At 60.5% G+C, this 25,847-nt stretch carries 26 protein-coding genes; 15 read left to right on the top strand and 11 right to left on the bottom strand.

The genetic code is table 11. The features are described 5' to 3' along the window. Positions 1–5 precede the first annotated feature (5 nt). The 12 genes from nadD (at position 6) to ASD60_RS20725 (ending at position 11,283) form a co-directional block, all read left to right on the top strand. Entirely contained in the window at positions 6–650 is a 645-nt protein-coding gene (gene nadD / locus ASD60_RS20780; RefSeq protein WP_162250584.1) for a nicotinate-nucleotide adenylyltransferase, read from the top strand. A gap of 73 nt (positions 651–723) precedes the next feature. Then, complete coding sequence (gene rsfS, locus ASD60_RS20775; RefSeq protein ID WP_056855808.1) at positions 724–1,218, top strand: ribosome silencing factor; 495 nt, start codon at positions 724–726, stop codon at positions 1,216–1,218. A 9-nt stretch (positions 1,219–1,227) separates the two neighbouring features. Next, entirely contained in the window at positions 1,228–1,695 is a 468-nt protein-coding gene (rlmH, locus tag ASD60_RS20770; protein WP_003185785.1) for a 23S rRNA (pseudouridine(1915)-N(3))-methyltransferase RlmH, read from the top strand. 10 nt (positions 1,696–1,705) lie between these two features. Beyond that, positions 1,706–3,601 carry a penicillin-binding protein 2 gene (gene mrdA, locus ASD60_RS20765; RefSeq protein WP_056855807.1) on the top strand — a complete coding sequence of 632 codons (1,896 nt, stop codon included), beginning with the start codon at positions 1,706–1,708 and terminating at the stop codon, positions 3,599–3,601. Between the two features lie 31 nt (positions 3,602–3,632). After that, entirely contained in the window at positions 3,633–4,736 is a 1,104-nt protein-coding gene (gene rodA / locus ASD60_RS20760) for a rod shape-determining protein RodA (protein ID WP_056855903.1), read from the top strand. A gap of 17 nt (positions 4,737–4,753) precedes the next feature. Continuing rightward, the gene (gene mltB, locus ASD60_RS20755) at positions 4,754–5,764 is read left to right on the top strand and encodes a lytic murein transglycosylase B (protein ID WP_056855806.1); all 1,011 of its coding nucleotides are present in this window, start codon (positions 4,754–4,756) and stop codon (positions 5,762–5,764) included. Beyond that, complete coding sequence (locus tag ASD60_RS20750) at positions 5,764–6,771, top strand: septal ring lytic transglycosylase RlpA family protein (protein ID WP_056855805.1); 1,008 nt, start codon at positions 5,764–5,766, stop codon at positions 6,769–6,771. The genes mltB and ASD60_RS20750 overlap by 1 nt, the downstream gene beginning before the upstream one ends. A 197-nt stretch (positions 6,772–6,968) precedes the next feature. Further along, positions 6,969–8,126: a D-alanyl-D-alanine carboxypeptidase family protein gene (locus ASD60_RS20745; RefSeq protein ID WP_056855804.1), complete on the top strand. Its 1,158-nt coding sequence runs from the start codon at positions 6,969–6,971 to the stop codon at positions 8,124–8,126. Positions 8,127–8,209: 83 nt separating this feature from the next. Further along, on the top strand, positions 8,210–8,485 hold the full coding sequence (locus ASD60_RS20740) for a DUF493 domain-containing protein (protein ID WP_056855803.1): 276 nt from the start codon (positions 8,210–8,212) through the stop codon (positions 8,483–8,485). Then, positions 8,485–9,132 carry a lipoyl(octanoyl) transferase LipB gene (lipB, locus tag ASD60_RS20735; RefSeq protein ID WP_056855802.1) on the top strand — a complete coding sequence of 216 codons (648 nt, stop codon included), beginning with the start codon at positions 8,485–8,487 and terminating at the stop codon, positions 9,130–9,132. The genes ASD60_RS20740 and lipB overlap by 1 nt, the downstream gene beginning before the upstream one ends. A gap of 1 nt (position 9,133) precedes the next feature. Then, complete coding sequence (gene lipA, locus ASD60_RS20730) at positions 9,134–10,156, top strand: lipoyl synthase (RefSeq protein ID WP_056855801.1); 1,023 nt, start codon at positions 9,134–9,136, stop codon at positions 10,154–10,156. Between the two features lie 176 nt (positions 10,157–10,332). Further along, positions 10,333–11,283, top strand: a complete 951-nt coding sequence (locus ASD60_RS20725; RefSeq protein ID WP_056855800.1) for a S66 peptidase family protein — start codon at positions 10,333–10,335, stop codon at positions 11,281–11,283. Positions 11,284–11,375: 92 nt separating this feature from the next. On the opposite strand, the gene ASD60_RS20720 is transcribed toward ASD60_RS20725, so the two are convergent. From ASD60_RS20720 to leuS, 5 genes are all read right to left on the bottom strand, one after another. Continuing rightward, entirely contained in the window at positions 11,376–12,698 is a 1,323-nt protein-coding gene (locus ASD60_RS20720) for a lytic murein transglycosylase (RefSeq protein WP_056855799.1), read from the bottom strand. Positions 12,699–12,760: 62 nt separating this feature from the next. Continuing rightward, complete coding sequence (gene arfA, locus ASD60_RS20715; protein ID WP_056855798.1) at positions 12,761–12,925, bottom strand: alternative ribosome rescue factor ArfA; 165 nt, start codon at positions 12,923–12,925, stop codon at positions 12,761–12,763. Positions 12,926–13,156: 231 nt separating this feature from the next. Next, complete coding sequence (gene holA / locus ASD60_RS20710; protein WP_056855797.1) at positions 13,157–14,194, bottom strand: DNA polymerase III subunit delta; 1,038 nt, start codon at positions 14,192–14,194, stop codon at positions 13,157–13,159. A gap of 39 nt (positions 14,195–14,233) precedes the next feature. Then, on the bottom strand, positions 14,234–14,839 hold the full coding sequence (locus tag ASD60_RS20705) for an LPS-assembly lipoprotein LptE (RefSeq protein ID WP_056855902.1): 606 nt from the start codon (positions 14,837–14,839) through the stop codon (positions 14,234–14,236). Positions 14,840–14,927: 88 nt separating this feature from the next. Beyond that, positions 14,928–17,534, bottom strand: a complete 2,607-nt coding sequence (gene leuS, locus ASD60_RS20700; RefSeq protein WP_056855796.1) for a leucine--tRNA ligase — start codon at positions 17,532–17,534, stop codon at positions 14,928–14,930. Between the two features lie 281 nt (positions 17,535–17,815). Between leuS and ASD60_RS20695 the strand changes: the two genes are divergently transcribed. Both ASD60_RS20695 and ASD60_RS20690 read left to right on the top strand, forming a co-directional pair. Beyond that, entirely contained in the window at positions 17,816–18,136 is a 321-nt protein-coding gene (locus ASD60_RS20695; RefSeq protein ID WP_056855795.1) for a hypothetical protein, read from the top strand. Between the two features lie 104 nt (positions 18,137–18,240). Continuing rightward, on the top strand, positions 18,241–19,002 hold the full coding sequence (locus ASD60_RS20690) for a YdcF family protein (protein WP_056855794.1): 762 nt from the start codon (positions 18,241–18,243) through the stop codon (positions 19,000–19,002). 97 nt (positions 19,003–19,099) lie between these two features. On the opposite strand, the gene lnt is transcribed toward ASD60_RS20690, so the two are convergent. The 5 genes from lnt to miaB all read right to left on the bottom strand — a co-directional run bounded on the left by lnt (position 19,100) and on the right by miaB (position 24,529). Then, complete coding sequence (gene lnt / locus ASD60_RS20685; protein WP_056855793.1) at positions 19,100–20,623, bottom strand: apolipoprotein N-acyltransferase; 1,524 nt, start codon at positions 20,621–20,623, stop codon at positions 19,100–19,102. Positions 20,624–20,631: 8 nt separating this feature from the next. Further along, the gene (locus ASD60_RS20680) at positions 20,632–21,471 is read right to left on the bottom strand and encodes an HlyC/CorC family transporter (RefSeq protein WP_056855792.1); all 840 of its coding nucleotides are present in this window, start codon (positions 21,469–21,471) and stop codon (positions 20,632–20,634) included. 5 nt (positions 21,472–21,476) lie between these two features. Continuing rightward, positions 21,477–21,971, bottom strand: coding sequence for an rRNA maturation RNase YbeY (gene ybeY / locus ASD60_RS20675; protein ID WP_056855901.1), 495 nt, complete (start codon positions 21,969–21,971; stop codon positions 21,477–21,479). Continuing rightward, positions 21,964–22,971, bottom strand: a complete 1,008-nt coding sequence (locus ASD60_RS20670) for a PhoH family protein (RefSeq protein WP_056855791.1) — start codon at positions 22,969–22,971, stop codon at positions 21,964–21,966. Before ASD60_RS20670 ends, ybeY begins: the two co-directional genes overlap by 8 nt. Before the next feature lie 229 nt (positions 22,972–23,200). Then, entirely contained in the window at positions 23,201–24,529 is a 1,329-nt protein-coding gene (miaB, locus tag ASD60_RS20665) for a tRNA (N6-isopentenyl adenosine(37)-C2)-methylthiotransferase MiaB (RefSeq protein ID WP_056855790.1), read from the bottom strand. Positions 24,530–24,665: 136 nt separating this feature from the next. Between miaB and ASD60_RS20660 the strand changes: the two genes are divergently transcribed. Then, the gene (locus ASD60_RS20660; protein ID WP_003185742.1) at positions 24,666–24,995 is read left to right on the top strand and encodes a DUF1820 family protein; all 330 of its coding nucleotides are present in this window, start codon (positions 24,666–24,668) and stop codon (positions 24,993–24,995) included. 227 nt (positions 24,996–25,222) lie between these two features. Here the strand turns inward: ASD60_RS20660 and ASD60_RS20655 are convergent, their stop codons facing one another. Beyond that, positions 25,223–25,777, bottom strand: a complete 555-nt coding sequence (locus ASD60_RS20655) for a tetratricopeptide repeat protein (RefSeq protein ID WP_056855789.1) — start codon at positions 25,775–25,777, stop codon at positions 25,223–25,225. Between the last annotated feature and the right edge of the window lie 70 nt (positions 25,778–25,847).

The following is a 25,847-nucleotide window of genomic DNA, read 5'->3' as shown; positions in this document are numbered from 1 at the left end:
AGCCAGTGCCTCGCCGTATTGGCGTGCTGGGTGGAACGTTCGACCCGGTGCACATCGGTCATTTGCGCGGTGCGCTGGAAGTTGCCGAGACCCTGGGCCTCGATGAGCTGCGCCTGACACCGAGTGCCAGGCCGCCCCATCGGAATACGCCGCAGGTGTCGGCGAAGGACCGTCTGGCGATGGTCGAGTGCGCGGTGGCCGGTGTGGCACCGTTGGTGGTGGACGCCCGCGAATTGCAGCGGGACAAACCGTCCTACACCATTGATACCCTGGAGTTGATGCGTGCCGAAATGGCCGCCGAGACCCAGGTTTTTCTGCTTTTGGGCTGGGACGCATTTTGCGGCCTGCCCACTTGGCACCGCTGGGAAGAGTTGCTCCAGCATTGCCATATCCTGGTGTTGCAACGCCCGGATGCCGACAGCGAACCGCCGGATGCCTTGCGCAACCTGCTGGCAGCGCGCTCGGTGAGCGACCCGCTGGCCCTCAAAGGGCCGAGCGGACAGATTGCATTCGTCTGGCAGACACCGCTCGCGGTATCCGCCACCCAGATCCGTCAACTGCTGGCCAGCGGTAAGTCGGTACGTTTCCTGGTGCCCGACGCGGTCCTGGCCTACATCGATGCGCACGGACTCTACCGTGCGTCGAACTGAATAGGAGTGCCTCAAGGCACGTGGCAACAACGTGTATTGAAGCGCCCGAACAAACGAGCAAAACGAGTTTTTTATGACGAACAACGAAGTAAACAAAGTTAAGCGCAAAGGCACGTTCAAGAGTGCCCCGCTGCCTGAAAAAGTCCTGGCTGCCGAGCCGCCTAAAGGCGACGAACTGGTCAAGATCGCGGTAGCGGCCCTGGAAGACGTCAAGGCCCAGGACGTTCTGGTCATCGACGTTCGCGACAAGCAGAGCATCACCGACTACATGATCATCGCCACCGGTACTTCCAACCGCCAGATCGGCGCGATGCTGGACAAGGTTCGCGAAGCCGTCAAAGCCCTGGGCATCAAGCCGCTGGGTGAAGAAGGCAAGGGCGACAGCGACTGGGTGCTGCTGGACATGGACGACGTGATCGTCCACATGATGACCTCCAACGCCCGTCAGTTCTACGACCTGGAGCGCCTGTGGAAAGGCGCCGAGCAGAGCCGTGCCGCCGACGGCAAACACCACAGTCCTGAAGTTGGTCACGAGCATTTCAACAAGCTCAACAAAGACCAGGAATAAGGAACGGCTGTGCGACTGCGACTGATCGCCGTCGGTTCCCGCATGCCCAAGTGGGTGGAAGAAGGCTGGCATGAATATGCCAAGCGTCTTCCGTCCGAGCTGGCGCTGGAACTGGTGGAAATACCGCTCAATACCCGGGGCAAGAATGCCGACGTGGCGCGCTTTATCCGTCAGGAAGGCGAAGCCATGCTGGCCAAGGTCGGGCCGAACGAGCGTATTGTCACCCTCGAAGTCCACGGCAAGCCCTGGAGTACCGAGCAACTGGCGGTGGAACTCGATCGCTGGCGGCTGGACTCGCGCACTGTCAATTTCATGGTCGGTGGCCCCGAGGGGCTGGCGCCGGAAGTCTGTGCCCGCGCCGATCAGCGTTGGTCGCTCTCGCCGTTGACGTTGCCGCATCCGTTGGTGCGCATCCTCATCGGCGAACAGCTGTATCGTGCCTGGACAGTTCTGTCCGGCCACCCTTACCACAAGTAGTTCTGCCCTCATGCCTCAGCCGATCCGCATCAAGGACCACGAAAAAGACGCCCGTCTGGTGCGTGGCCGCGTCGTGTTCGGGGCAATTGCCGTGGTGGTGCTGATTGGCGTGCTGATCGCGCGTCTGTATTTCCTTCAGGTGATCCAGTACGACTACCACTCGACCCTGTCGGAAAACAACCGCGTCCACGTACAACCGATTCCGCCGACTCGCGGCTTGATTTTCGACCGCAACGGCGTGGTGATCGCCGACAACCGGCCGAGTTTCAGCCTGAGCATGACCCGCGAGCGGTCCGGCGACTGGCAGCAAGTGCTCGACGTCATCGTCGAAGTATTGGAGATGACGCCCGAGGACCGGGTGATTTTCGAAAAGCGCATGCGTCAGGGACGTCGGCCGTTCGAGCCGGTGCCGATCCTGTTTGAGCTGACCGAAGAACAGATTGCCCGGATCGCCGTCAACCAGTTCCGCCTACCGGGCGTGGAAGTGGTGGCGCAACTGGTTCGCCACTATCCGCAGGGCGCGCACTTTGCGCACTCGGTGGGTTACATGGGGCGGATCAACGAGAAAGAGCTTAAGACCCTCGACCCGGTCAATTACAGCGGCACCCATCACATCGGCAAAACCGGTATCGAACGCTTTTACGAGCCCGAACTGCACGGCCAGGTGGGTTACGAAGAAGTCGAAACCAACGCTCGGGGCCGCGTTTTACGGGTACTCAAGCGTACCGATCCGATTCCCGGCAAGGACATCGTGCTGAGCCTGGACATCAAGTTGCAGGAAGCCGCTGAAGCCGCACTTGGCGGGCGGCGCGGCGCTGTCGTGGCGCTGGACCCGAAAACCGGTGAAGTGCTGGCGATGGTCAGCCAACCGAGTTTCGATCCGAACCTGTTCGTCACCGGCATCAGCTTCAAGGCCTATTCCGAACTGCGCGATTCCATCGACCGGCCGTTGTTCAACCGCGTCCTGCGCGGCCTGTATCCACCGGGATCGACGATCAAGCCAGCGGTGGCGATTGCCGGTCTTGACGCGGGCGTGGTGACAGCGTCGAGCCGGGTATTCGATCCGGGCTACTACATGCTGCCCAACTACGACCACAAGTATCGCAACTGGAACCGCACCGGCGACGGCTTCGTCGACCTCGATACGGCGATCATGCGTTCCAACGACACCTACTTCTATGACCTGGCGCACAAGCTGGGGATCGATCGGCTGTCGGCCTACATGACCAAGTTCGGCATCGGCCAGAAAGTCTCTCTGGACATGTTCGAAGAGTCGCCTGGCTTGATGCCGTCCCGCGAGTGGAAGCGTGCGACCCGCCGTCAGGCATGGTATCCGGGCGAAACGCTGATTCTCGGGATCGGTCAGGGCTATATGCAATCGACTCCGTTGCAGTTGGCCCAGGCCACCGCGCTGGTGGCCAACAAAGGCATCTGGAATCGCCCGCATCTGGCCAAGACCATCGAAGGCGCGAAGCCGGTGGATGAAAATCCCATGCCGGACATTATCCTGCGCGACCCGTCGGACTGGACCAAGGTCAACCACGGCATGCAGCAGGTCATGCATGGCGCCCGGGGCACCGCGCGCAAGGCTTCGATCGGTGCGCAGTACCGGATCGCCGGCAAGAGCGGTACGGCTCAGGTGGTGGCGATCAAGCAGGGCGAGAAGTACGACCGCTCCAAGGTTCAGGAGCGCCACCGTGACCACGCTTTGTTCGTCGGCTTTGCGCCGGCCGACGACCCGAAAATCGTGGTGTCGGTGATGGTGGAGAACGGCGAGTCCGGCTCCGGCGTGGCAGCGCCCGTGGTGCGTCAAGTCATGGACGCCTGGTTGCTCGATGAGAGCGGTCATCTGAAAGCCGAATACGCCAGTCCTATCAGCGCGGAGGCTACGGCCCGTGAAGAATAATTTCGATCGCATGCTTTCCAGCGAGGATGTGATGCGTCGCCGGGCGACGTTGTTGCAACGCATGCACATCGACGGCCCTTTGCTGATCCTGCTGTTGACCCTCGCCGCCGGCAGCCTGTTCGTGTTGTATTCGGCCAGTGGCAAAAGTTGGGATCTGCTGGGCAAACAAGCCACCTCGTTCGGTATTGGCCTGGTGGCGATGATCGTCATCGCCCAATTCGAACCGCGATTCATGGCGCGTTGGGTGCCGCTGGGCTACGTGGTCGGCGTGATGCTGTTGCTGGTGGTGGACATCATGGGCCACAACGCCATGGGCGCGACACGCTGGATCAATATTCCCGGGGTGATCCGCTTCCAGCCCTCGGAGTTCATGAAAATCCTGATGCCGGCGACTATCGCCTGGTATCTGTCCAAACGCAGTCTGCCACCGCAGCTTAAACACGTGGGCGTCAGCCTGATGCTGATCGGCGTGCCGTTCATTTTGATTGTGCGGCAACCGGACCTCGGCACCTCGCTGCTGATCCTGGCCGGTGGTGCATTCGTGCTGTTCATGGGTGGCCTGCGCTGGCGCTGGATTCTCAGCGTACTGGCCGCAACGGTGCCCGTGGCCATCGCCATGTGGTTCTTCGTCATGCACGATTACCAGAAGCAGCGGGTCCTGACGTTCCTCGACCCTGAGAGTGATCCGCTGGGCACTGGCTGGAACATCATTCAGTCGAAGGCCGCCATCGGTTCCGGCGGCGTGTTCGGCAAGGGGTGGCTATTGGGCACCCAGTCGCACCTGGACTTTCTCCCGGAAAGCCATACCGACTTCATCATTGCGGTCATGGGCGAAGAGTTCGGTCTGGTGGGCATTTGCGCGCTGTTGTTGATCTACCTGCTGTTGATCGGGCGCGGGCTGGTGATTACCGCCCAGGCCCAGACATTGTTCGGCAAGTTGCTGGCCGGCGCGCTGACCATGACGTTTTTTGTTTATGTTTTCGTCAATATCGGTATGGTCAGCGGCCTGTTGCCGGTCGTGGGGGTGCCGTTGCCGTTCATTAGCTACGGAGGAACTTCGCTGGTGACGCTGCTGTCAGCGTTTGGGGTTTTGATGTCGATCCATACCCATCGTAAGTGGATCGCACAGGTTTGAATAAGGTGAAGAGTTCAATGCAAGTAATGCGTGGCTGGGCGACTCGATACGCGCCGTGGGTCGGCCTGGTAAGCATCCTTGGCACTGCGCAGGAAGCGTTGGCCGGCGATTACGAAGGCACACCGCAAGTGGCCGAATTCGTCGGTGAAATGACCCGCGACTACGGTTTCGCCGGTGAACAGTTGATGGGCGTGTTTCGCGAAGCCGAGCGCAAACAGTCGATCCTGGACGCTATTTCGAAACCCGCCGAGCGGGTCAAGCAGTGGAACGAATATCGCCCGATGTTCATCACCGACGCGCGTATCGCCCGTGGCGTGGATTTCTGGCGCCAGCACGAAGCGGTGCTGGCCCGGGCTGAACAGGAATACGGCGTGCCGGCTCAGGTGATCGTCTCGATCATCGGCGTCGAAACCTTTTTCGGTCGCAATACCGGCAATTTCCGGGTAATCGATGCGTTGTCGACCCTGGGTTTCGACTATCCTCCCCGTGCCGAATTTTTCCGCAAGGAATTGCGTGAGTTCCTGCTGCTGGCGCGTGAAGAGCAGGTCGACCCGTTGACCCTCAAAGGCTCCTACGCCGGGGCCATGGGGCTGCCGCAGTTCATGCCCAGCAGCTTTCGCGCCTATGCGGTGGACTTCGACGGTGACGGCCACATCAATATCTGGAACAACCCGGACGATGCCATCGGCAGCGTCGCCAGCTACTTCAAGCGCCATGGCTGGGTCGCCGGCGAACCGGTGGTCAGCCGCGCCGATGTGCGGGGCGAACAGGTCGATGCAGGTTTGACCACCGGCATCGAGCCGACTAAAACCGTTGGAGAGTTGCGGGCCTTGGGCTGGTCAAGTCATGATGCGCTGCGCGATGATATGCCGGTTACCGCTTTCCGGCTGGAAGGCGACAAGGGGCCTGAATACTGGATGGGCCTGAAGAATTTTTACGCGATCACGCGATATAACCGCAGCGTGATGTACGCCATGGCCGTACATCAACTGTCTGAACAGCTGGTCCAAGCACGGGGCGTCAAGTAATGCGGGCATTGCCTATGAATAAACCCCTGAAGCTGATGGCACTTGCCGCGTTGGCAGTGCTGGTCGCCAGTTGTTCGACCAGCCGCCCGCCGGCCCAGAAGTCTCCCACGACCGTGCGCTCGACGCCGGGGCTGGACATCAACCGGGCACACAAGGATGGCGCACCGTGGTGGGATGTCGACGTTACGCGCATCCCGGATGCCACGCCGACCCTGCACACCGGTCCATACAAGGCCAACCCTTACACGGTGCTGGGCAAAACCTATTTCCCGATTCAAGAATCCAAGACCTACGTACAGTCCGGTACGGCGTCCTGGTACGGCACCAAGTTCCACGGTCAGAACACCGCCAACGGCGAAGTGTATGACCTGTACGGCATGAGTGCTGCACACAAGACCTTGCCATTGCCAAGTTACGTTCGGGTGACCAACCTGGACAACAACAAGACCGTGATCCTGCGCGTCAACGACCGCGGGCCGTTCTATTCGGACCGCATCATCGATTTGTCCTACGCGGCCGCCAAGAAACTCGGTTATGCCGAAACCGGCACTGCGCGGGTCAAGGTCGAAGGCATCGATCCGCAGCAATGGTGGGCCGCCAAGGGCCGTCCGGCGCCTTTAATGCTCAACGAGCCGCAAGTCGCGCAGAATAGCGCGCCGGTCATCACGGCTTCGGCCGGTACAGTCGAACAATGGACTCCGCCGCCGCAGCAACACGCCGCCGCGGTCGTTCCAGTACAAATCGATGCAAAAAAAAACGCTTCTGCACCAGCGTCTGGCCAGTATCTGCAGGTGGGCGCCTTCGCCAACCCGGACGCTGCCGAGCTGCTGAGGTCGAAGCTCAGCGGGATGGTGAGCGCTCCGGTGTTCATCAGCTCGATCGTGCGCAATCAGCAGACCCTGCATCGGGTGCGCCTGGGGCCAATCGGTTCACCGGGTGAAATCCAGCAAGTGCAGAACAGCGTGCGCCTGGCCAACCTCGGTTCGCCTAGCGTCGTGACCGAGTAAGCCACTGAGTAACACGTAGAACTTGATTGACGGTTCATCTGCGGTTTTGGGGGGTGAACCAGGTTGTTGGCTCGTCGAAGAACAAAAGCCCGGCAAAGGGTGGCTGGAGTGAGCAACTGAACACGCGATAACCCGTTAGAAGGTTATTTGATTAGTTTTGCCTTCGGGCAGTTTCCATTAGCGATTTCGAGAGACGGATGAACATCACCACCTTTGCCAAACGCCTGTGCCTTCTAGTCCCGCTGCTCCTCTCGCCAGCCGCTTTCGCGGTCGAGATGATGCCGTCCCCACCGCAACTGGCCGCCAAGGCCTACGTGCTCATGGACGCCAGCAGCGGCAACGTGCTGGTCGAAAACAATGGTGACCAGCGTCTGCCGCCAGCCAGCCTGACCAAGCTGATGACCGCGTACATCGCGACGCTGGAAATCCGTCGTGGCCAGATCGGTGAAAACGATCCGGTCACCGTCAGCGAAAACGCCTGGCGTACCGGTGGTTCGCGGATGTTCATCAAGGTCGGCTCGCAAGTCACTGTCAGCGACCTGTTGCACGGCATCATCATTCAGTCGGGCAACGACGCCAGTGTTGCGCTCGCCGAGCACATCGCCGGCAGCGAAGACGCGTTCGCCGACATGATGAACAAAACCGTTGGCGACCTGGGCATGACCAACAGCCACTTCATGAACCCGACCGGTCTGCCGAACCCTGAGCACTACTCGTCGGCTCACGACATGGCCGTGCTGGCTCGCGCAATCATCCACGAAGACCCGGCTCACTACGCGATCTACTCGCAGAAAGAGTTCTTCTGGAACGGCATCAAACAGCCGAACCGTAACCTGCTGCTGTGGCGCGACAAGACGGTCGACGGTCTGAAAACCGGTCACACCGACGAAGCAGGCTACTGCATGGTGTCCTCGGCCGTGCGTGATGGCATGCGTCTGATCGCCGTGGTGTTCGGCACCAACAGCGAAGTGGCTCGCGCCGCCGAGACCCAGAAGCTGCTGACCTACGGGTTCCGCTTCTTCGAAACCCAGACCTTCTATCAGAAAGGCGCCGAGCTGGCTCAGGCTCCTGTCTGGAAAGGCGCCACCAATCAAGTCAAGGCCGGCCTGGCCCAAGACCTGACCATGACCCTGCCCAAAGGCCAGCTGAAAAAGCTCGCTGCCAGCATGACCATGAACCCGCAACTGGTTGCACCAATCGCCAAGGGCGACGTGATCGGTAAAGTCGAAGTCAAACTGGACGAAAAAGTCGTGCACAGCGCCGACCTGATCGCTCTGGACGGCGTCGAAGAGGGTGGTATCTTCCGCCGCATGTGGGATAGCATCCGTCTATTCTTCTACGGCTTGTTCAACTGATAGTGTGCACCTGCAAAGCCCTGCGCTGATCCGGCGCGGGGCTTTGCCGTCGCCACGGCTTACGCTTACGAGGCCGTTACGCCATGACCGATACCGAAGTAAAGGCGCCCAAGATCGAATTCCCTGCCACTGATTACCCGGTTAAGGTGATTAGCGACACGGGTGTGGGCAACAAGGACAAGATCATCGACATCGTCCGCAAACACGCCAAGATCAATGATGAGCGTGTTGACGAGCGTCAAAGCAGCAACGGTAAATACACCACCATCCAGTTGCACATCGTCGCGACCGACCAGGACCAGCTGTACAACATCAACAGCGAACTGCGGGCCACCGGTTTCGTGCACATGGTGCTGTGATGTCCGGCACGCTGGGCTTTCGCGAGCTCGGCCAGATGGCTTACGAGCCGGTCTGGCATGCCATGCAACGCTTCACCAACGAACGCGGCAGCAGTGCGCCCGACGAGATCTGGCTGGTCGAGCACCCGCCGGTGTTCACGCAGGGCCAGGCCGGCAAGGCCGAGCATTTGCTGTTGCCGGGAGATATTCCGGTGGTGCAGGTCGACCGGGGTGGGCAAGTCACGTACCACGGCCCCGGGCAACTGGTGGCTTACCTGTTGCTCGACGTGCGCAAGCTGGGTTTTGGTGTACGTGACCTGGTGAGCCGCATGGAGTCATGCCTGATCGAGCTGCTTGCCAGCTACGGCGTGACCGCGGTGGCCAAACCGGACGCGCCGGGTGTTTATGTCGACGGTGCGAAAATCGCTTCCCTGGGTCTGCGGATCCGCCACGGTTGTTCCTTTCATGGCCTGGCCTTGAATGTGGACATGAACCTGGAGCCGTTTCGACGGATTAATCCCTGCGGCTACGCCGGGCTGGCGATGACCCAGCTGAGCGATCACGCAGGATCGATTGAATTTGCCGAGGTAAGTGCCCGGCTGCGCGCGCAGCTCGTCAAACACCTCGACTATGCTGAGCAGACGACCCTAACGGGCGGAATCGACTGATATGACTACTGATGCAGTGCAAACCATGATCCCGACGCAGGATGTTACCGAGCGTCCGGCCCCGCGTGCCAAGGTTGAAGCCGGCGTTAAGCTGCGCGGCGCCGAGAAGGTTGCACGCATTCCGGTGAAGATCATTCCGACCACCGAACTGCCGAAAAAGCCTGACTGGATCCGCGTGCGCATCCCGGTATCCCCGGAAGTCGACCGCATCAAGGCGCTGTTGCGCAAGCACAAGCTGCACAGCGTGTGCGAAGAAGCGTCCTGCCCGAACCTGGGCGAGTGCTTCTCCGGTGGCACCGCAACGTTCATGATCATGGGCGACATCTGCACCCGTCGCTGCCCGTTCTGCGACGTCGGCCACGGCCGTCCGAAGCCACTGGACGTCAACGAGCCGCAAAGCCTGGCCATTGCCATCGCCGACTTGCGCCTGAAATACGTGGTGATCACTTCGGTAGACCGCGACGACCTGCGTGACGGTGGTGCCCAGCACTTCGCCGACTGCATCCGTGAAATCCGCAAGCTGTCGCCAAACGTGCAGCTGGAGACTTTGGTTCCGGACTACCGTGGCCGCATGGACATCGCCCTGCAGATCACCGCCGCCGAGCCGCCGGATGTGTTCAACCACAACCTGGAAACCGTGCCGCGCCTGTACAAGGCTGCGCGTCCGGGTTCGGACTATCAGTGGTCGCTGACCCTGCTGCAACGTTTCAAGCAGATGATGCCGCACATTCCGACCAAGTCCGGTCTGATGCTGGGCCTGGGTGAAACCGACGAAGAAGTCATCGAAGTCATGAAGCGAATGCGCGAGCACGACATCGACATGCTGACCCTGGGCCAGTACCTGCAACCGTCGCGCAGTCACTTGCCGGTCCAACGTTTCGTGCACCCGGACACCTTCGCCTGGTTCGCCGAGGAAGGTTACAAGATGGGCTTCAAGAACGTCGCTTCTGGTCCGCTGGTACGCTCGTCGTACCACGCCGATGAGCAGGCGAAGCTGGTCAAGGCCGAGCTGATGTCGTCCTGATCTGCTGAAAAGAAACAAAATCCGCCCGCAAGGCATCAAGGCTTGCGGGCGTTTTTTTTGGCATGCCCACGGCCACTGGCGTTTTTTCCTGCAACCTGCGGGGCGACGATCCCTCTTCTGTTTGTCCCCGTTCCTGACTACTGTGTGCTCAAGTGTTCACGCAGGGAGATTCACGGATGACCGTTCGACCGACTCACACGCTTTGTCCTCACACCCCGGTTCCGGCCTTGCCGTCGGAAGGGGTGATCGCTGTCATTGCGCCTGCCGGGCCGGCACCGCTGGACACGGACAAAGCCGTGCAATGGATGCGCGCCCGCGGCTATACGCTAAAGGTGTTTCCGGGCGTCTATGAGCGGGACGGCTACCTCGCCGGGAGCGATGATGTGCGCCTCAATGACTTGCACGCGGCGTTCGCCGACAGCGAAGTCGACGCCATCATTTGCTTGCGCGGTGGTTATGGCACGCCGAGGTTGCTCGATCGCATCGATTTCCAGCTGCTGCGCAGTAACGCCAAGCCCTTCATCGGCTACAGCGACATTACCGCTTTGCACCTGGCTATCAGTCGCTACGCGGGATTTGTGACATTTCACGGCCCGTTGCTCAACGCCGATCTGCTGGGTGGCCGGCAAAAGCCGACCGAGCCTTCTTTTTTCAACATGCTGCGAGGGCAGGTCAAGGCGGGTAGCTTATTGGCCCATCCGGCGGCCTATCCCTTGACCACGATTGAACCAGGCATCGCCCATGGGCGTTTACTGGGGGGCAATCTGTCGATGATCGCCGCGACCATGGGCACGCCCTACGAAATGGATGCCGAGGGCGTCATTCTGTTCATTGAAGACATCAACGAGCCGCTGTATCGCGTCGACCGTCTACTGACTCACCTGCGACTGGCCGGCACGCTGGGCAAGTTGCGTGGGGTGTTGGTGGGTGATGTGGCGGGGGTTGAGGTGCCGGCGCTGGAGCAGTTGCTCAAGCAAATGTTCGGGCCTTTGCGGATTCCGGTGTTGTCCGGATGGCGCAGCGGTCATTGCGATCCGAACCTGACGCTGCCGATGGGGGCGCTGGTCAGGCTGGATGCAGGGAACAAGGAGTTGGTGGTGGAGCAGGATGTGGTGATCAAGCCTTAGGTGCTTGTCGCCTGATAGACAGCTTTCGCGGGCAAGCCTCGCTCCTACAGGTTGCGAAAACCCTTTAGGAACGAGGCTTGCCCGCGTTGCTTTCAGCGGTTGCGCAAACCTTCCAGCAACTTGTGCGTCGGGTATCCGTCCGCCGGCCAGCCAAACGACTGCTGGGCACTGCGAATCGCTTTGCGGGTGTTGGCGCCGATTATGCCGTCGGCGGTACCCGCATCGTAATTCTGTGCGCTCAGCAGGTTTTGCAGCTCGATCCGCTCAGTTCGGCTCAGCGGCAAATCATCCTTTGGCCAAGTACCGCTGATCAGGCCCGCGCCATTGAATCGCTCGGACAACAGGCTGACGCCCAAGGCGTAGGACGATGAGTTGTTGTATTTGAGAATGGCGCGGAAGTTGTCCAGCACCAGGAAGGCCGGGCCACGGTAGCCCGCTGGTAGCAGCAGCGCTGCGGACAAGTGTTCGGAACCTGCCGGGACCTGGCGGCCGTTGGGCAGCGAGACGCCCAGTTGCTGCCATTCGGCGACGCTCTTGCGGATTGTGCCGTCGGCCAGCACGTAGTTGAAGCTGCCCGGCAATTGCACTTCAAAGCCCCACGGTTGGCCTCTCTGCCATCCGGAGCTTTGCAGATAGTGCGCGGTCGAGGCCAGGGCGTCGGTGGCGCTGCCCCAGATGTCGCGTCGGCCGTCGCCATCGAAATCCACGGCGTGAGTGTTGTAGGTGGTCGGGATGAACTGGGTCTGGCCCATGGCGCCAGCCCAGGAGCCGAGCATTTTTTCTGGCTCGATATCACCCTGTTGCAGAATTTGCAGCGCAGCAATCAATTGCGCGTGGGCGAATCCTGGGCGACGACCTTCGTAAGCCAGGGTTGCCAACGAATTGATCACTGACTTGCTGCCCTGGAACTGGCCGAAGTTGCTTTCCATGCCCCACACGGCAACGAGGGCCTGACGATCAACGCCATAACGCTGTTCGATGCTCTGCAGGATGTCGGCGTACTGTTCGACCAGTGCCTGGCCTTTGCGAACCCGCAGCGGCGACACGGCGCCATCGAGGTATTCCCACACCGGTTTCGCGAATTCCGGCTGGCTGCGATCGGCACGGATCACGCTGGGGTCGAGGCTGACATTGGCAAAGGCACGGTCGAACAGGTCGGCACGAATGCCGGCGGCCAGGGCATCCTTGCGGAAACCGGCCTGCCATTCGGCGAAGGTCTGGGTCGGCTGGATGTCGAGGTTTTCACCGTTCGGTACCACCGGCGGTACAACCGCGGGGGCGGTGGCGACTGGCAGGGTCTTCAATGGCTGGGCGTCGGCGGCGGTGGGTTTTTCCGCGCAGGCGACTAGCAAAACGAGGCTGGAGGCAGCAATCAATTGGCGCAGGTGCCAACGACGGGAAAGACAAAGGGGCATGCACGGGTCCAGGGAAAACGGATCAGGTGCAGACCTTAACATGTTGAGCGGATGCATGCCTTTCAGGCTGCCAGAAAGTAAGAAGCCTCCCAGTTGTCAGACTGGAAGGCTTCGCGGCGGTAGCTGCCTTTGCCCTTGCCGGCTCGTTCCTGACGGCTGCGGAACAATGGCTGGGCGATGATGGATTTGGCCTTGTTGGGGCCGCGTTTGGACGGCTTTTTGCTCATGATGGACTCTCGCAAGTAAAGGTTTTTTGCGGGGCAAATCATCGGCTCAAGCGAGGCTTCTGTCTAGTCCCTAGGTTGTGCAGGAAATGTGAATCGTGGCGAGGGAGCTTGCTCCCGCTCGGCTGCGCAGCAGTCGCAAATGGGCAAGCGGGGCTTTTCTGAAGAAACGCGATGTGTGGACTGGGGTCGCTTCGCAACCCGGCGGGAGCAAGCTCCCTCGCCACAAAAGCGTTACTCGGCAGGCAACGTCAAACGCTGGCCAGCCATCAACAGCGTCAACCGACTCAAGCTCATCCACGGCGAACCCGCCGCCTGGCCCTTGATCTGCGCGTCGATGCGTTGCGCTTCCAACAGCAACTGCGCCCAACGTGGCGCCGAGTAGCGTTGCAAGGCTTTGCTCATCAGCGGTTTACGTTTGTCCCAAACCGGTGGTTTGGCCTGGCTGAAGGCTTTGTCCAGCGGCGTACCCTGGCTGTATTGCAACGAAATGTTGGCCAGCAGTCGCAGCTCGCGAGCCAAAGCCCAGAGGATCACCGGCGGCTCGACACCTTCACCGCGCAATCCTTCGAGCATGCGCAGGGCGTGGGCGGCCTCGCCGTTGAGGATCGCATCGGTCAACCCGAAGACATCGAATCGCGCACTGTCGGCTACCGCAGCCTGCACGGTTTCGACCGTGATCTGACCGCCCTCGGCCATCAGCTTGAGTTTTTCGATTTCCTGGGCCGCCGCCAGCAAATTGCCTTCGACCCGTGCGGCAATCAGTTCAACGGCGTCCTGGCTGGCAGACAAGCCAGCCTGGGACAAGCGCTGACGGATCCAGCTCGGCAACTGGCTGACATCCACCGGCCAGATTTGCACGAACTGGGTCTGCGCGCCTTCGACCAGTGCCTTGCCCCACTTGGTTTTCTGCGCACTGCCGTCGAGCTTGGGCAGGCTGATCAACAGCAGCGTGTCTTCGGCCGGCCGTGAGCAGTACTCGATGAGTGCGGCAGCGCCTTTATCACCGGGCTTGCCTGAGGGCAGGCGCAGCTCCAGCAGGCGCTTTTCGGCGAACAGCGACATGCTCGCACCGGCTTGCAGCAACGTGCCCCAGTCGAAACTGGCGTCGGCGGCGAACACCTGGCGTTCATCGAAACCCTGTTGACGGGCGGCGGTGCGGATGGCGTCGGCGGCTTCCTGGCACAGCAAGGGGTCATCGCCGCTGATCACATAGACCGGCGCGAGGGCACCTTGCAGGTGTTTGGCGAGTTGGGCGGGTGCGAGTTTCATAAGAGAGGGCGAACGGGGCGCCTGAGCGCCCCGCAAGTCTTACTGCTGCGGCAGTTCGATAGGCGACTGACGCGGGGTTTCCGCTTCAGCCTTCTGCGCCGCTTCCAGCGCGGCGGCTTCGGCCTTGGCCTTGGCTTCGGCAGTCTGTTGCAGTTGGGCCAACTGGGTCGGCGTGATCTGCTGCAAGCGCAGCATCATGCGTTGCACCAGCTCGCGACGCATTTCCTTGCGCGCATCGGCGGCTTCCTGGTCAGACCCCACCAGGTTGTTGCCGTCGTGGATGAAGACCTTCTGTACTTCGAGCTTGTCGTCGATCAGCGACAGGTTGCCCTGGCTGAGGATCCTGTAGCTGAGCACGGTGTTCAACTGATACTCGCCCGTCCGACCGGCGCCGGCATAGCTGAGGATGCGCTGGGATTCCTGTTCGTCGGCCAGGAACAGCTTGTAAGGCGCGCCGCTGTAGACCTTGACGCCGCTGCTTTGCAGAACCTGGCGCAGTTGGGTGACGGTGTCGCCGTAAGCGTTACGGGCGCTCAGGTCGAGTTCCGTGATCGCCAGTTCGGTGGTGCCGGTGCCGCGCAGCTGGAAACCGCAGGCGCTCAACAGGACCGCGAGGCCCATCACCAGCAAGTTGCGTTTGATCATTGTGTTGCTCCCCTTGAAACCATGTGGGCCGATCATGCGGCCCGAAAGGTTTTACTTGGCGCCAGGCAGGGCCTGGCGCCCGATCCAATTAGCTGGCGACGATGTTGACCAGTTTCCCGGGCACCACAATCACTTTACGAATGGTCAGACCATCGACAAAGCGCAGCACGTTTTCGTTGGCGCGTGCGGCGGCTTCGACTTCTTCACGGGTCGCGGTGGCCGGCATTTCGATCTGGCCCCGCAGCTTGCCGTTGACCTGAATGACCAGCGTCAGGCTGTCCTGCACCAGTGCGCTGTCGTCCTGTACCGGCCAACCGGCGTCGATCACAGGATCAGCGTGACCCAGCTGATTCCACAGCTCGTGGCTGATGTGCGGTGTGATCGGTGCCAGCAACAGCGTCACGGTTTCCAGGCCTTCGTGAATCAGTGCCCGATCCTGTTCGGTGGCTTGTGCGGCTTTTTCCAGAACGTTCATCAGCGTCATCACCTGGGCGATGGCGGTGTTGAATTTGTGGTTCTGGCCGACGTCCTGGCTGGCTTGCTTGATGGCCAGGTGGATCGAGCGACGCACGGCTTTCTGTTCGTCATTCAGGCTGGCAACGTCGAGTTTGCCCGGCAGGCCCTGGCTGACATGTGCCTGAGCCAGACGCCAGACGCGCTTGAGGAAACGGTGCGAACCTTCCACGCCGGAGTCGGACCATTCCGCGCTCATGTCGGGTGGCGAAGCGAACATCATGAACAGGCGGCAGGTGTCTGCGCCGAACTGGTCGATCATCGACTGTGGGTCGACGCCGTTGTTCTTTGACTTGGCCATCTTCTCGGTGCCGCCGATTTCCACCGGCAAACCGTCGGATTTCAATTTGGCGCTGATGACCTTGGCTTTGCTGTCGCGTTCGAGTTCAACGTCCGCCGGGTTGAACCAGGTGTAAGCACCGTTGGCTTCGCGGCGATAGTACGTCTCGGCGATCACCATGCCCTGGGTCAGCAGGTTCTTGAACGGCTCGTTGGAGCTCACCAGGCCTTCGTCGCGCATCAGCTTGTGGAAGAAGCGTGCGTAGAGCAGGTGAAGAATCGCGTGCTCGATACCGCCGATGTACTGATCCACCGGCAACCAGTGGTCGGCCGCCGATTTTTCCACCAGGCCACCTTCAAAGTGCGGCGAGGCGTAGCGCGCGTAGTACCACGAGGACTCGACGAAGGTGTCCATGGTGTCGGTTTCACGCTTGGCAGGCTGGCCGCATTTCGGGCAGCTGCATTCGTAGAACTCGGGCATGCGCGCCAGTGGCGAACCGGCGCCGTCCGGTACGACATCTTCCGGCAGCACGACGGGCAGTTGATCTTCCGGTACCGGAACGTCGCCGCAGGCCGCGCAGTGAATGATCGGGATCGGGCAGCCCCAGTAGCGCTGACGGCTGATGCCCCAGTCGCGCAGGCGGAATTGGGTGCGCGAGGCGCCCAGTGATTTCTTGATCAACGCCACTTCAATCGCGTCGAAAGCGCCGGCGAAGTCCAGGCCGTCAAACTCGCCGGAATTGATCAGCGTGCCGTGTTCGCCATAGGCGTCTTGCCATGGCGCCGGGTTGGTGTCGCCAGCGCTGGTGCGCACCACCGATTTGACCGGCAGGTTGTACTTGTGGGCGAATTCGAAATCGCGCTCGTCGTGGGCCGGAACCGCCATGACCGCACCATCGCCGTAGTGCATCAGTACGTAGTTGGCGACCCACACCGGCAGTTTTTCGCCCGTCAGCGGGTGCTCGACGAACAGGCCGGTCGGCAGGCCTTTCTTCTCTTGAGTGGCAACGTCGGCTTCAGCCACGCTGCCGCCCTTGCATTCAGCGATGAACGCTTGCAGCTCAGGGTTGTTCTGTGCGGCCAGGGTAGCCAGGTGGTGCTCGGCAGCCACAGCGACGTAAGTCGCGCCCATCAAGGTGTCCGGACGGGTGGTGAATACCTTGAGTGTGCCGGCTTCGCCGATGGAATCGACGTTGTACGGGAACTGCACTTCCATGCCGCGGGACTTGCCGATCCAGTTGCGCTGCATGGTCTTGACCTGTTCAGGCCAGCCCGGCAGATCATCGAGACTCTCCAGCAGTTCATCCGCGTAGGCGGTGATCTTGAAGTAGTACATCGGGATTTCGCGCTTTTCGATCAGCGCGCCGGAGCGCCAGCCGCGACCGTCGATTACCTGTTCGTTGGCCAGTACCGTCTGGTCGACCGGGTCCCAGTTCACGGTGCCGCTTTTCTTGTAGATCACGCCTTTTTCGAACAGGCGAGTGAACAGCCATTGTTCCCAGCGGTAGTAATCGGGCTTGCAAGTGGTCACTTCACGCGACCAGTCCACCGCCAGGCCCAGGCTGCGCAGCTGGTTTTTCATGTAGGCGATGTTTTCGTAGGTCCACTTGGCGGGCGCTACGTTGTTCTTCATCGCGGCGTTCTCCGCCGGCATGCCGAAGGCGTCCCAACCCATCGGTTGCAGAACGTTCTTGCCTTGCATGCGCTGGTAGCGGGAGATCACGTCGCCGATGGTGTAGTTGCGCACGTGCCCCATGTGTAGCTTGCCGCTGGGGTAAGGGAACATCGACAGGCAGTAGTAAGTCTCCTTGCCTGGCTGTTCACTGACTTCAAAGGACTTTTGCTCGTCCCAGAACGACTGGGCGGCGGCTTCGATTTCACGGGGCTGATATTGTTCGTGCATGGCTACTTTTTGAACTGAATAGGGGTGGCCTAATCCTCTTCAATGCGACGCTGGACGGTAAGGGCGCCAATTCGGCGTTTCCGTGCCCAGACGAGCTGGAAGTGGAGTTACAGGAAGCGCCGTAGCATACATGACCGTGCTCTATCGAGGGAAACCCTGATTGCTGCCACGCGTCTTGCGAAAAACGCCGCGAGGGCCGTTGGTCGCGGCGCTCAGCCGGTTTGTTCATGGAAGCTAAGCTCTAACTGGGGAGTAGGTCTTATCTTCCAATGAGGTGAGGGATGGTTGAGTCACGACGCAAAGCTACAAAACCGGAGTTGTACGAAAGACTGATTGATCGTCTTGGATTGGCCCTGGAAGCGGCGAAAACCGCAGGCCGGTTGCGTGATGAACGTCCGCTGGAGCTGGAATTGCGTGGTTTGAGCCCCGCTGAGTTTGCTTTGGTCAAGGCGTATCTGGATCGCAGTGAGCGTGAGACACACGGATGCTTGTCCGAGGCAGTAAAGCAACTCGACGCACCACGCTCAGCCAAGATTATCTGGCTCAAGGACAAGGTACCTGGCAGAGACGCGGTAAAGGTCCGGTCTATGCAGTTCAAGTAGGTATCGAGCCATGCTCCAGGGTTTTTTGAAGCATAGTCCTTGCGTATTCATTGTCGCACTGCATCAACCCACTTAGGCTTCGGGCATCTTTATGGAGATGCTCGATGCCTTTTCGTTATTTCGTGAAACAACTTCTCTTGCCGCCGGGCCTTCTGTTGCTGCTGCTGGCGCTTGCCTGGTGGTGGCGCCGCTCCAGACCAAAGTTGGCTGCCGTGTGTTTTGCCTTGGGTTTTGGCGGCTTTTGGCTGATGAGCTTGCCGATTTTCGTGCAATGGAGCGCGGCACTGCTGGAGCGAGAGCCGCCGCTGGCGCTCAGCGAATGGGCAACACTGGCGCAACACGCTGATGCGATTGTGGTGCTGGGCTCGGGGCGCGAGCGCGGTGATTCGGCTTGGGGCGCCGATCAGCCGACCGGGGTGGGCCTGGAACGTCAACGCTATGCCGCGCGGCTGGCCAAAGCTTCAGGCCTGCCGATCTTGACCAGCGGCGGTTTGCATTACGGTACGCCACCCACCGAGGCCCAATTGATGGCTGACTCCTTGCGCGATGATTTCGGCGTGTCGGTGCGCTGGCAGGAAGGTCGCAGCCGCACGACCTGGGAAAACGCGCAGTTCAGTGCCCAGGTGCTGTTACCCGTAGGGGTCAAGCGCGTGGTGCTGGTGACTCACGCCTGGCACATGCCGCGAGCAGCCTGGAGTTTCCGCAAGGCCGGGTTTGAGGTGGTGCCGGCACCGACGGGCTTTTTGGGAACGGACAACGCCCGACCGCTGGGTGGCTGGTTGCCGGAGTTCAAGTCGATCTGGCAGAGCGGGCAGATGATGAACGAGGCGGTGGGGCAGGTGGGGTATTCGTTGTTTTATCGATAGGTCTATCGATTGACAACCTGTGGCGAGGGAGCAAGCTCCCCTGCCACAAAAGCCCTTTCGCCACAAAAGGCCCGCTCATCACATAGGCAGGTCAGGTTTAAACGGTCTTGGCCATCCGGTTAGCGACCAATGCCCAGGCAAACAGCAACACGCAGGTGATGATCAGCGGCCAGGAGCGCCATTGCAGGTAAGGCGTCAGGTTGTGCATCGGCACCACTTCGCCATACAAAATGCCGCGCTCGAACTGCGGAATCTGTTCGGTGATCTGCCCAAACGGGTTGATCAGCCCGGTGACGCCGTTGTTGGTAGCGCGGATCATCCAGCGTCCGGCCTCCAGTGCGCGCATCTGCGCCATCTGCAAGTGTTGCAGCGGGCCGATGGAGGTGCCGAACCAGGTGTCGTTGCTGATCGTCAGCAGCAGGTCGCTTTGGGCGGCCAGGCCAGCGGCGAACTCCGGGTAGACCACTTCGTAGCAGATGTATGGCGCAATCTGATACCCCTTGGCTTGCAGCATCGGCTGATCGGCCGGGCCGCGGGCAAAGTCCGACATTGGCAGGTCAAAGAACGCAATCAGCCCGCGCAACACGTCCTGCAACGGCACGTATTCGCCAAACGGCACCAGTTTTTGCTTGAGGTAGGTGCCATCACCTTCACCGACGACGGTAATGCCGTTGAAATAGCGCTTCTGCTGATGGACCACTTCACGAATCGGCACACCGGTAATCAGGGCCGAATCCCGATTTGCCGCGAACTCACCCATCATGTCCAGGTAGCCCTGGGCGGACTCCTTGAGCACAGGGACTGCGGTCTCCGGCCAGATCAACAGGTCGACGCGCTTGGAACTCATGCTCATGTCACGGTACAGCGCGAGCTGCGCATTGAGCTGGGCCGGGTCCCACTTCATGCTCTGTTCGATGTTGCCCTGGATCGCCGCGACACTCAGGGGGGCGCCCGACGGGCTGGTCCAGGCGTGGTGCTTCAAGGCCATGCCGGCGATCCACGGAGCGACCAGCAACAATGCACCGATCACGATGAAGCCTTTACGCCCGGCGCGGATCAGACGCACGCCGTTGTAGATCAGGGCCGCGGTCAGGGCCAGGGAGAAAGAAATCAGCCACATCCCGCCGACGGGGGCGAGCCCGGCCAGCGGGCCATCGAGCTGGCTGTAACCGGAATACAGCCAGGGGAAACCGGTCAGGAACCAGCCGCGAAAGGCTTCCTGGCCGACCCAGAGCGCCGCAAACGCCAGGGCATCCGCCAGCGGAGCTTCGTTGCGTCGCAGCCAGCGCGCCCAAAGCCAGGCCGGCAGGGCGAAGAACCAGGCAATCGCCGCCGTGAAAATCAGCATCAGGAAACCGGCCAGCAGCACCGATGCGCCACCGAAGTGGTGAATGCTGTAGTAGATCCAGCTGGTGCCGGCACCGAACAGGCCGAAGCCGAAGCACCAGCCACGGCCCAGGGCCTGGCGTGGAGTCAGCTCGCGCAGGCCGGCATAGAAAAGCCCGACGGCCAGCAATGCCAGTGGCCAGATATCGAATGGCGCCAGCGCCAGGGTGGTGATTGCACCGGCCGCCACGGCCAGCAGGTTACCGGGCCAGCCGGGGCGGGTTGTCCAGCGCATTTCAATCCTTAGCGAGCAATGGGCGTCAGGCGCAGCAAGTGAATCCGACGGCTGTCGGCATTCAGGATACGGAAACGGTAGGTGCCGATTTCGGTGATTTCGTTGCGTTTGGGCAGGTGCCCGAACGCGCTCATCACCAGGCCACCGACGGTGTCGAATTCATCATTGGAGAATTCGCTGTCGAAGAACTCGTTGAAGTTCTCGATCGGCGTCAGGGCCTTGATCAGGAAGTCACCGCTAGGCAGCGGCTTGATGTAGCTGTCTTCTTCGACGTCGTGCTCGTCCTCGATATCGCCGACGATCTGTTCCAGCACGTCTTCGATCGTCACCAGACCGGCCACGCCGCCGTATTCGTCAATGACGATGGCCATGTGGTTGTGGTTGGCGCGGAACTCGCGCAGCAACACGTTCAGGCGCTTGGACTCCGGCACGAAGGTGGCCGGGCGCAGCAGATCCTTGATGTTGAAGCTGTCGCCGTTCTCCTTGAGGATCAACGGCAGCAAGTCCTTGGCCAACAACACGCCCATTACGTCATCGTGGCTTTCGCCGATGACCGGGTAACGGGAGTGAGCCGAGTCGACGACGGCCGGGAGGAACTCGCGGGGTGTCTGGGTCGCCTTGATGCTGATCATCTGCGAACGCGGGACCATGATGTCCCGTACTTGCAGGTCTGCAACCTGGATGGCGCCTTCGACGATGGCCAGCGCTTCGCTGTCCAACAGTTTGTTCTGGTGTGCATCGCGCAGAAGCTCCAGCAGCTCCTGGCGGTTTTTCGGCTCGTGGGCAAAAGCCTGGGTGAGCTTACCCAGCCATGACTTCTGCCCGTTGCTCGATCGATCTTCGCTCATAGCGATTACTCTGAATCCTTTGTTGTTTCGGTAGGGAATGCGTCGGTTTCGTCGTCCGCGTACGGATCGGGAAAGCCCAGTTCAGCAAGCAACGTTCGTTCCAGTGCTTCCATTTCTTCGGCTTCCTCGTCATCTATATGGTCGTAACCCAACAGATGCAAGCAGCCATGAATCACCAGATGTGCCCAATGGGCCTTGAGTTCCTTGCCTTGTTCAGCAGCTTCGCGTTCAACCACGGCCACGCAGATCACCAGATCGCCCAGTAGCGGGATGTCGAGAAACTCGTCCGGCACGTCCGCCGGGAACGACAGGACGTTGGTCGCGTAATCCTTTTGCCGCCAGGTGTGGTTCAGCTCGCGGCCTTCGGCTTCGTCGACCAGGCGAATGGTCATTTCCGAATCCGCCGTACGCTGGCGCAGGGCCAGTTCGCACCACTGGCGGAACTCGGCTTCGCTAGGGGCGCTGGCTTCGGTGGCGATTTGCAGGTCAAGCTCAAGCATCGCGGCGGCTTTCCCTGGCGGCTGCATCGTCGGCCGCTTTGGTTTCGAAACGCTCGTAGGCTTCGACAATCCGCTGCACCAGCGGATGGCGCACGACGTCCTTGGGCTGGAAGTGGGTGAAGCTGATGCCCGGCACATCCTTGAGCACTTCAATCACGTGGTGCAGACCGGACTTGGTGCCGCGGGGCAGGTCGACCTGAGTGATGTCGCCGGTGATGACCGCGGTGGAGCCGAATCCGATCCGGGTCAGGAACATTTTCATCTGCTCGACCGTGGTGTTCTGGCTCTCGTCGAGAATGATGAAGCTGTTGTTCAGCGTACGACCACGCATGTAAGCCAGCGGCGCGACTTCAATGACCTGGCGCTCGATCAGCTTGGCCACGTATTCGAAGCCGAGCATTTCGTACAGCGCGTCGTAGAGCGGGCGCAGGTACGGGTCGATCTTCTGTGACAGATCGCCTGGCAGGAAACCGAGTTTTTCACCCGCCTCAACCGCCGGACGCACCAGCAGGATGCGGCGAATCTGTTCGCGTTCCAGCGCATCGACTGCGCAGGCAACGGCCAGGTAGGTCTTGCCGGTACCGGCCGGACCAATGCCGAAGTTGATGTCGTTGCCGAGGATTTCCTTCACATAGCGCAGCTGATTCAAGCCGCGGGGGCGAATCATGCCTTTCTTGGTGCGCAGGGCGACGGAGGCTTCGGCGGGCGAGTGGTTGTCCAGCTCTTCGACGGCGGACTCCTGCAGGAACAGGTGAACCATGTCCGGCGACAGCTCGGTACCCTTGGTTTCCCGGTACAGGCGGCGCAGAAGGTTTTCCGCGGAGGTGGTGTGCTTTGGCTCGCCGATCAGCTCGAACTGGTTTCCGCGGTTGCGGATCTCGATGGTCAGGCGCTGTTCGATGAGACGCAAATGCTCGTCGAATTGCCCGCACAGATTGGCGAAGCGGCGAGCCTCAAAAGGCTCGAGGATGAAACGATGTGGTTCGATGGGTGCGTTCAAGGTCGTATTTAGCCGCCCTGGGGCAATAGTGATGAGTTCAAGGATAGCGCCAGAGGCGTGGGTGTGAAAGCTCTTAAATGGATGAGCCCATTCTCAGGATCAACGCAGTCCACTGTGGGAGCTGGCTTGCCAGCGATGAGGCAATCAGCCTCGACTGAGCTGTTGCCTGTTGCACCGCCATCGCTGGCAAGCCAGCTCCCACAGGATCCTCAATGTTTCCAAAAAACCGTTATTGCAGCAGCGAACCCCGCAGTGAGTGCGGCTGCGCCGCATCGATGCGCACATCGGCGAACTGGCCGATCAGGGTCGGATTGTCGCAGCGGAAGTTGACGATACGGTTATTCTCGGTCCGGCCCTGCAGTTCGCCAGGGTCTTTTTTCGAATAATCGGTTACCAGAATGCGCTGGATCGAGCCGACCATTTGTCGGCTGATTTCGAAACCCTGCTGGTTCAGGCGATGTTGCAGGGCGTTCAGGCGTTCTTTCTTCAGCTCTTCCGGCGTGTCGTCGGCCAGATCGGCGGCGGGTGTGCCCGGGCGCTGGCTGTAGACAAACGAGTAGGAAAAGTCGAAACCCACGTCCTGAATCAGCTTCATGGTTTGTTCGAAATCTTTCTCGGTTTCACCGGGGAAGCCAACGATAAAGTCCGAACTGATGCAGATGCCCGGCACGGCGGCGCGCAGCTTGCGCAGTTTGGACTTGTATTCCAGCGCGGTGTGGTTGCGCTTCATCGCAGCAAGGATACGGTCCGAACCCGATTGCACCGGCAAGTGCAGGTGTTTGACCAGTTCCGGCACGTCGGCGTGGGCCTGGATCAGGCTGTCGGAGAATTCCAGCGGATGCGAGGTGGTGTAGCGGATGCGGTCGATGCCATCGACCGCGGCGACCACGCGGATCAGCTCCGCCAGATCGGCCAGGCGACCATCATGGGTCGCACCGCGATAACCATTGACGTTCTGCCCCAGCAACGTCACTTCACGCACGCCGTTTTCGGCCAGGTGAATGATCTCGGCGATCACGTCATCGAACGGCCGGCTGACTTCTTCACCGCGGGTGTAGGGCACCACGCAGAACGTGCAGTACTTGCTGCAACCTTCCATCACCGACACGTAGGCGCTTGGCCCATCGATGCGCGGCTCGGGCAGGTGGTCGAATTTTTCGATTTCCGGAAACGAGACGTCGACTTGCGGCAGTTTGCTGCTGCGCGCGGCGTCGATCATTTCCGGCAGGCGGTGCAGGGTTTGCGGGCCGAACACCACGTCGACGTACGGTGCGCGATCGCGAATCGCCGCGCCTTCCTGGCTGGCCACGCAACCGCCGACGGCGATCACCATGTCCGGGTTGGCCAGTTTCAGTTCGCGCCAACGGCCGAGCTGCGAATAAACGCGGTCCTGGGCACGCTCGCGGATCGAGCAGGTGTTTAGCAGGATCACGTCCGCGTCTTCAGCGCGAGCGGTGACTTCCAGGGCCTGGTGTTCGCCCAGCAGATCCACCATGCGCGAGCTGTCGTACTCGTTCATCTGGCAACCGTGGGTTTCGATGTAAAGCTTCTTGGCCATGGAATAGAGTCATCACGTGATTCAAAGAACCGCGCATTATAGGGAACATGTACCCAGGTTCCTACCGCTACGCGTCCGATGGCTATGCTATAGTTTGCGCCCTCATTTTTATCCCCCGATGTGTTGCTCGCCCACCATGACCAAACGTGAAGCTCCAATCTACAAGGTGATTTTCCTTAACCAGGGCCAGGTGTTCGAAATGTACGCCAAGCAGATCTATCAAAGTGATCTGTGGGGCTTTCTGGAAGTGGAAGAATTCGTCTTTGGCGAGCGCACGCAAGTGGTCGTCGATCCGAGCGAAGAAAAGCTCAAGGCTCAGTTCGAAGGTGTGGTGCGCAGCTTTGTGCCGATGCATTCGATCGTGCGTATCGATGAGGTCGAGCGCCTGGGCACGCCGAAAATCAGCGAAGCCCGCGGCGCGGTCGGCAATGTCATGCCGTTTCCGATGCCGATGCCTGAGAAGTAGGCAGCAGCAGCTAGCGAGGCTTGTTGTGGCGAGGGAGCTTGCTCCCGCTCGGCTGCGCAGCAGTCGCAAGGCCGAAACTCGCGGTGTGCGCGATGTGTCAGACGGTGTGTGATTGCAGGATTAGGGCCGCTTCGCGCCCCAGCGGGAGCAAGCTCCCTCGCCACAACAAGCTCCCTCGCCACAACAAGCTCCCTGGCCACAACAAGCTACCTTGCAGTCAGCAGTGCTCAGGGCAGTGGCGCGAACGGTGTACGCCCGTCGGCGCTCTGCAATTCCATCAAGTATTTACGGAATATTTGCCCAAGCACCTGGGTCGCGACTTCCAGTTCTTCGCGGGGCATTTTTTCGGTGACTTCGTCAGCGGTGTCCAGAGCCTCTTCAGCGCCGTTGACCGCCGCCATTTTCAGCAGGATGTAGGCCTGGACGTTGTTGGCCGGTACGCCTTCGCCATGGAAGAACATGCTGCCAAGTTTGAATTGCGCCTGAGCGTGGCCTTGCAATGAGGCCTTTTCGAAATAGCTCAGGGCTTGGTTGAGGTCGCGCGGCGCGGTTTTGCCTTCGTAATAGAATTCACCCAACTCGTATTGCGCTTGCGCATCCCCTTCATCCGACGCCTTTTGGCAGGCAGCGAGTGCCTGTGCCAGGTCTTGCGGCTGGGTATTGAGGGTGCAGCGACCCATCGCTGGGATTAACAACGAGTTACCGCCTGCTTGTGCGAGCGCGAGCAGGGGCTGAAGGAGCAACAGGCAGCCCAGTGAAAGGGCGCGGCCGGTGCGGTTCATGGGAATCGACTTACCTCTGAAGGGCGCGCGGACCCATCGAGGGGATCCAATAAGCGCGCATTATGAAATA

Source organism: Pseudomonas sp. Root562 (assembly GCF_001427125.1).
Lineage (GTDB): Bacteria > Pseudomonadota > Gammaproteobacteria > Pseudomonadales > Pseudomonadaceae > Aquipseudomonas.
Note: the sequence above shows the minus strand (reverse complement) of the source record. Positions and strands in the feature narration are given on the sequence as shown.

Coding starts and splice junctions, on each gene's coding strand:
- ASD60_RS20720 (WP_056855799.1), bottom strand. CDS start 12,698: ATGCCCCTTTGTCTTTCCCGTCGTTGGCACCTGCGCCAATTGATTGCT.
- lipA (WP_056855801.1), top strand. CDS start 9,134: ATGACTACTGATGCAGTGCAAACCATGATCCCGACGCAGGATGTTACC.
- ASD60_RS20690 (WP_056855794.1), top strand. CDS start 18,241: ATGCCTTTTCGTTATTTCGTGAAACAACTTCTCTTGCCGCCGGGCCTT.
- ASD60_RS20745 (WP_056855804.1), top strand. CDS start 6,969: ATGAACATCACCACCTTTGCCAAACGCCTGTGCCTTCTAGTCCCGCTG.
- rsfS (WP_056855808.1), top strand. CDS start 724: ATGACGAACAACGAAGTAAACAAAGTTAAGCGCAAAGGCACGTTCAAG.
- ASD60_RS20705 (WP_056855902.1), bottom strand. CDS start 14,839: ATGATCAAACGCAACTTGCTGGTGATGGGCCTCGCGGTCCTGTTGAGC.
- miaB (WP_056855790.1), bottom strand. CDS start 24,529: ATGGCCAAGAAGCTTTACATCGAAACCCACGGTTGCCAGATGAACGAG.
- rodA (WP_056855903.1), top strand. CDS start 3,633: ATGCGTCGCCGGGCGACGTTGTTGCAACGCATGCACATCGACGGCCCT.
- arfA (WP_056855798.1), bottom strand. CDS start 12,925: ATGAGCAAAAAGCCGTCCAAACGCGGCCCCAACAAGGCCAAATCCATC.
- ASD60_RS20750 (WP_056855805.1), top strand. CDS start 5,764: ATGCGGGCATTGCCTATGAATAAACCCCTGAAGCTGATGGCACTTGCC.
- mrdA (WP_056855807.1), top strand. CDS start 1,706: ATGCCTCAGCCGATCCGCATCAAGGACCACGAAAAAGACGCCCGTCTG.
- lipB (WP_056855802.1), top strand. CDS start 8,485: ATGTCCGGCACGCTGGGCTTTCGCGAGCTCGGCCAGATGGCTTACGAG.
- leuS (WP_056855796.1), bottom strand. CDS start 17,534: ATGCACGAACAATATCAGCCCCGTGAAATCGAAGCCGCCGCCCAGTCG.
- mltB (WP_056855806.1), top strand. CDS start 4,754: ATGCAAGTAATGCGTGGCTGGGCGACTCGATACGCGCCGTGGGTCGGC.
- ybeY (WP_056855901.1), bottom strand. CDS start 21,971: ATGCTTGAGCTTGACCTGCAAATCGCCACCGAAGCCAGCGCCCCTAGC.
- lnt (WP_056855793.1), bottom strand. CDS start 20,623: ATGCGCTGGACAACCCGCCCCGGCTGGCCCGGTAACCTGCTGGCCGTG.
- ASD60_RS20655 (WP_056855789.1), bottom strand. CDS start 25,777: ATGAACCGCACCGGCCGCGCCCTTTCACTGGGCTGCCTGTTGCTCCTT.
- ASD60_RS20695 (WP_056855795.1), top strand. CDS start 17,816: ATGGTTGAGTCACGACGCAAAGCTACAAAACCGGAGTTGTACGAAAGA.
- ASD60_RS20725 (WP_056855800.1), top strand. CDS start 10,333: ATGACCGTTCGACCGACTCACACGCTTTGTCCTCACACCCCGGTTCCG.
- ASD60_RS20660 (WP_003185742.1), top strand. CDS start 24,666: ATGACCAAACGTGAAGCTCCAATCTACAAGGTGATTTTCCTTAACCAG.
- ASD60_RS20680 (WP_056855792.1), bottom strand. CDS start 21,471: ATGAGCGAAGATCGATCGAGCAACGGGCAGAAGTCATGGCTGGGTAAG.
- holA (WP_056855797.1), bottom strand. CDS start 14,194: ATGAAACTCGCACCCGCCCAACTCGCCAAACACCTGCAAGGTGCCCTC.
- ASD60_RS20740 (WP_056855803.1), top strand. CDS start 8,210: ATGACCGATACCGAAGTAAAGGCGCCCAAGATCGAATTCCCTGCCACT.